The sequence below is a fragment of the Streptomyces sp. WELS2 genome (assembly GCF_013870595.1).
Lineage (GTDB): Bacteria > Actinomycetota > Actinomycetes > Streptomycetales > Streptomycetaceae > Streptomyces.
Window position 1 is genome coordinate 1 of record NZ_JACBWZ010000539.1, and the last position, 4,410, is coordinate 4,410.

Sequence of the window (4,410 nt, forward strand, 5' to 3'; positions counted from 1 at the left end):
GCCGCCGCGCTGCCCGCGGGCGCCGAAGTCCTCACCGCGGAGGACGACTTCACCTCCGTGCTCAACCCGTTCCACGTCCGCGGCGACCTCAAGGTGCGCACGGTCCCGCTGGAGCGGATCGCCGAGTCCGTCCGGCCGGGCACCGCGCTGGTCGCGGTCAGCGCGGCGCAGTCCGCCGACGGCCGGCTCGCCGACCTGCCCGCCCTGCGCGAGGCCGCCCGTGCCCACGGCGCCCGCACCTACGTCGACTTCTCGCAGGCCGCCGGCTGGCTGCCCTTCGACGCGGACGCCTACGACTTCACCGCGAGCGTCGCCTTCAAGTGGCTGCTGGGCCCGCACGGCGCCGCCTTCCTCACCGTGCCCGAGGACTTCGGCGGACTCACCCCGCTGCTCGCGGGCTGGGTCGCGGCCGAGCACCCGTGGGACAGCTGCTACGGCCCGGTGGCCGAACTCGCCCACTCGGCCCGGCGGTTCGACCTCACCCACGCCCTGTTCACCTTCGCCGGACTGCGCCGGTCGCTCGAGCTCGTCGAGGAACTGGGCGTGCCCGCCATCCACGCCCACGACACGGCGCTCGCCGACCGGTTCCGCGTGGGGCTCGCCGCGCTCGGCCACGAGCCGGTGCCGGCCCCCGGCTCGGCGATCGTCTCGGTGCCCGGACTGGGCGCCCGGCAGCGGGAGCTGGGCGAGGCGGGCATCGAGGTCTCCGACCGCGCGGGCAACCTGCGCGCGGCCTTCCACCTCTACAACACGCCCGAGGACGTGGACCGCCTGCTGGCCGCGCTGTCCGCCTGACCGTCCCGGTCCTCCCGCGCGGCCCCCGCGCACAGATTGGCCTCCATCCGGCCGAGCAGCCCGAGCAGTTGCTCGCGCTCGGCGGGCGTCAGCCCGGCGCAGCTCTCCTCCTCCAGCGTGCTCCACAGCCGCGCCACCTCGTCCAGCAGCCGCGCCCCGGACTCGGTGGCCTCCACGAGGACCGCGCGCCGGTCCGCCGGGTCCGGCAGCCTCCGCACATGACCGGCCTGCTCCAGCCGCTGGAGCATCTTCGTCACCGTGGACGGGTCCAGCCCGAGCAGCCGGATCAGCTCCGACTGCCGGGCCGGGCCGCGCTCCCACAGGTGCATCATCACCAGTTCCTGGCCCGGGTAGAGGCCGAGTCCGCGCAGCAGTCCGGCGGCGGCCGTGCGGTGCAGCCGCGCCACCCGGCTCAGCGCGTGCCCGACCGGTCCGCCCCGGGCGGCGGCGGGCAGTCCGGCGCGGGAGATCCCGGCGACGTCCGCCGTCGCCGGTTCTTTGCTGGCGTCCATGGGTGGCTCCCGCGCTGCTCGTGGATCCGGTCCGTACGGTCCCGAAGCGTACCCACCGCCATTTGATTGGTCGGCCAATTAATGGGGTAGGGTAGTTCGCGTCAAGCTACTTGGCCGACCAATCAAATCTTCCCGGAGGGTACCCGTGACCACCGCCTTCGACCCCGTGGACCTCCCCGGCCTCCGGCTGGCCAACCGCGTCGCCATGGCGCCGATGACCCGCAGCCGGGCCGCCGCCGGCGGACTGCCCACCGCCCTGACCGCCGAGTACTACGCCCAGCGCGCCTCGGCCGGCCTCATCGTCACCGAGGGGATCCAGCCCTCGGCCGTCGGCCAGGGCTATCCCGACACCCCCGGTCTGCACACCGCCGGACAGATCGCCGCCTGGCGCACCGTGACCGACGCCGTGCACGCCGCCGGCGGCCGGATCTTCGCCCAGCTCATGCACACCGGCCGCGTCGGCCACCCCGACCTGCTGCCCGGGGGACTGGTCAACGTGGCCCCCTCGGCGGTGGCGGCGCGCGGCCGGGTGTACACCCACCAGGGACCCAAGGACTTCGTCACGCCCCGGGAACTGTCCGAGGCGGAGATCCGCGCCACCCTCGCCGACTTCGCGGCGGCGGCCCGGGGCGCCGTCGAGGCCGGGTTCGACGGGGTCGAACTCCACGGCGCCAACGGGTATCTCGTCCACCAGTTCCTGGCGCCCGGCAGCAATCGGCGCACCGACGGCTGGGGCGGTTCCGTGCCGGGCCGTGTCCGCTTCGCCGTGGAGGCCGTCCGGGCCGTCGCCGAGGCGATCGGCCCCGGCCGCACCGCCCTGCGGATCTCCCCGGGAAACCCCCTCAACGACATCGAGGAGCCCGAGCCGGAGCAGGCGTACACCGCGCTGCTCGACGCGCTGGAGCCGCTGGGCCTCGCCTATCTGCACGTGATGGAGAGCGCCGGCTTCCGCGCCCTGACGCCCGTACTGCGCAAGCGCTTCGGCGGAATCCTCGTCCTCAACCCGGCGACCGAGGGCCCCACCGGCCCGGACGCCCTCGCCCTGGTCGAGGACGGCTCGGCCGACCTGATCGCCTTCGGCCGGCTGTTCCTCGCCAACCCCGACCTCCCGGCCCGCCTGCGCGCCGGCGGACCGTTCAACCCGGCGGACCCGGCGGCCTTCTACGGCGGCGGAGCCGAGGGCTACACGGACTACCCGGCGCTGTGACCGCGCGTCGCGAGGGCCTTCGGCGGTGTGCGAAGGCCCTCGCGGACGGACGGGCTCAGCGGACCGGTGTGAAGTCCCGGGCCCCGATGAACTCCGGTCGGCGCACCGGTGCGGCGAACGGTTCCACGGCCGTGTTCTCCACGCTGTTGAACACGATGAACACGTTGCTGCGCGGGTACGGCGTGATGTTGTCGCCCGAGCCGTGCATGCAGTTGCAGTCGAACCAGGTCGCCGAGCCGGCCTTGCCGGTGAACAGGCGGATGCCGTGCTCGCTCGCCAGGGCGGTCAGCGCCTCGTCGGACGGGGTGCCCGCGTCCTGCATCTGGAGGGACTTCTTGTAGTTGTCCTTCGGCGTGGCACCCGCGCAGCCCAGGAACGTCTTGTGCGAACCCGGCATGATCATCAGGCCGCCGTTGGTGTCGAGGTTCTCGGTCAGCGCGATCGAGACGGACACCGTCCGCATGTTCGGCAGGCCGTCCTCGGCGTGCCAGGTCTCGAAGTCCGAGTGCCAGTAGAAGCCGCTCGCGCCGAAGCCCGGCTTGACGTTGATCCGGGACTGGTGGACGTACACGTCCGAGCCGAGGATCTGGCGGGCGCGGCCCACCACGCGCGGATCGCGCACCAGGTTCGCGAAGACCTCGCTGATCCGGTGCACCTCGAAGACCGAGCGGATCTCCTTCGACTTCGGCTCCACGATGGAGCGTTCGTCGGCGCGGACCTCCGGGTCGGAGACCAGCCGGTCCAGCTCACGCTTGTAGACCTCGACCTCGTCCGGCGTGATCAGCTGGTCGACGGCGAGGAAGCCGTCCCGCTCGTACGCCTGGAGGTCGGCGGTGGTGATCGGACCCGGGGTGTCCGGGGCGCCCCAGATGACGGGGTCCTGGCGGGGGACGGTCACCTCGGCGGTGCCGCGGGTCGGGTAGAGATCCTTCACGGTGGCGGTGGTCATGGGGTTCTCACACCTCCTCGGGCTCGGTGAGCAGGGGGTAGACGCCGTTCTCGTCGTGGTCCTCCCGGCCGGTGACCGGCGGGTTGAACACGCAGATGCAGTGGAAGTCCTCCTTGACGCGCAGCGTGTGCCGCTCGTGCCCGTCGAGGAGGTACATGGTGCCGGGCGTGATGGTGTAGGTCCGGCCGGTCTCGTGGTCGGTGAGTTCCGCCTCGCCCCGGGTGCAGACGACGGCCTCGATGTGGTTGGCGTACCACATCGACGTCTCCGTCCCGGCGTACAGAATCGTTTCGTGCAGGGAGAAGCCGACCCGCTCCTTCGCGAGGACGATCCGCTTGCTCTCCCAGGTGCCCGACGCCGCCTTCACATGGCGGTCGGTGCCCTCGATCTCCTTGAACGATCGGACGATCACGGTGGTGCTCTTCCTCCCTGCCCGGCCTCGCCGGGCGGTTCGCGGGCGGTCCCAGGCGCTCCGTGGGCGTTCCCCGGGCGCTCTGTGAGCGGTCGGTCTTCAGGCGGTCTCGCGGACGGAGCGGGCGAGAATGCTCAGGCCCTCGTCCAGTTCCTCGGGGGTGACGGTGAGCGCGGGCAGCAGCTTGACGACCTCGCCCTCGGGGCCGGACGTCTCGATCAGCAGCCCCAGTTCGAAGGCGCGCCGGGCGACCCGCGCGGCCCGGTCCTTGGCGTGGAACTCCAGGCCCCACACCAGCCCGCGCCCGCGGTACTCCTTGACGTCGGCGAGGTTCTCCTCGGTGATGGAGATCAGCGCCCGCTCGACCTGCTCACCGCGGGCGCGGGTCTGCTTCTCCATGGCCGAGCCGTCGGTCCAGTACGTCTCCAGGGCGGCGGTGGCGGTGACGAAGGCGGGGTTGTTGCCGCGGAAGGTGCCGTTGTGCTCGCCGGGCTCCCACACGTCCAGCTCGGGCCGGAACAGGCACAGCGACATC

Annotated in this window: 6 protein-coding genes; 2 read left to right on the plus strand and 4 right to left on the minus strand. The window is 72.6% G+C overall.

Translation table 11 applies throughout. The features are described from left to right. Positions 1–795: aminotransferase class V-fold PLP-dependent enzyme (locus H5J33_RS25075; protein WP_181797139.1), on the plus strand; the 795-nt coding region annotated here is incomplete at its 5' end. Here H5J33_RS25075 and H5J33_RS25080 read toward each other — a convergent pair. Continuing rightward, complete coding sequence (locus tag H5J33_RS25080; RefSeq protein ID WP_181797140.1) at positions 744–1,307, minus strand: MarR family winged helix-turn-helix transcriptional regulator; 564 nt, start codon at positions 1,305–1,307, stop codon at positions 744–746. The two genes, H5J33_RS25075 and H5J33_RS25080, sit on opposite strands and share 52 nt — an antisense overlap. A 145-nt stretch (positions 1,308–1,452) precedes the next feature. Between H5J33_RS25080 and H5J33_RS25085 the strand changes: the two genes are divergently transcribed. Continuing rightward, positions 1,453–2,514 (plus strand): alkene reductase, encoded by a 1,062-nt coding sequence (locus H5J33_RS25085; RefSeq protein ID WP_181797141.1) that lies wholly within the window; start codon positions 1,453–1,455, stop codon positions 2,512–2,514. Between the two features lie 55 nt (positions 2,515–2,569). Here the strand turns inward: H5J33_RS25085 and thpD are convergent, their stop codons facing one another. The 3 genes from thpD to H5J33_RS25100 form a co-directional block, all read right to left on the minus strand. Further along, positions 2,570–3,463: an ectoine hydroxylase gene (thpD, locus tag H5J33_RS25090; protein ID WP_181797142.1), complete on the minus strand. Its 894-nt coding sequence runs from the start codon at positions 3,461–3,463 to the stop codon at positions 2,570–2,572. 7 nt (positions 3,464–3,470) lie between these two features. Beyond that, positions 3,471–3,875, minus strand: a complete 405-nt coding sequence (locus tag H5J33_RS25095) for an ectoine synthase (RefSeq protein WP_181797143.1) — start codon at positions 3,873–3,875, stop codon at positions 3,471–3,473. A gap of 99 nt (positions 3,876–3,974) precedes the next feature. Continuing rightward, a partial coding sequence (locus H5J33_RS25100; protein ID WP_181797144.1) for an aminotransferase class III-fold pyridoxal phosphate-dependent enzyme occupies positions 3,975–4,410 on the minus strand: 436 nt, incomplete at its 5' end.

Coding starts and splice junctions, on each gene's coding strand:
- H5J33_RS25080 (WP_181797140.1), bottom strand. CDS start 1,307: ATGGACGCCAGCAAAGAACCGGCGACGGCGGACGTCGCCGGGATCTCC.
- thpD (WP_181797142.1), bottom strand. CDS start 3,463: ATGACCACCGCCACCGTGAAGGATCTCTACCCGACCCGCGGCACCGCC.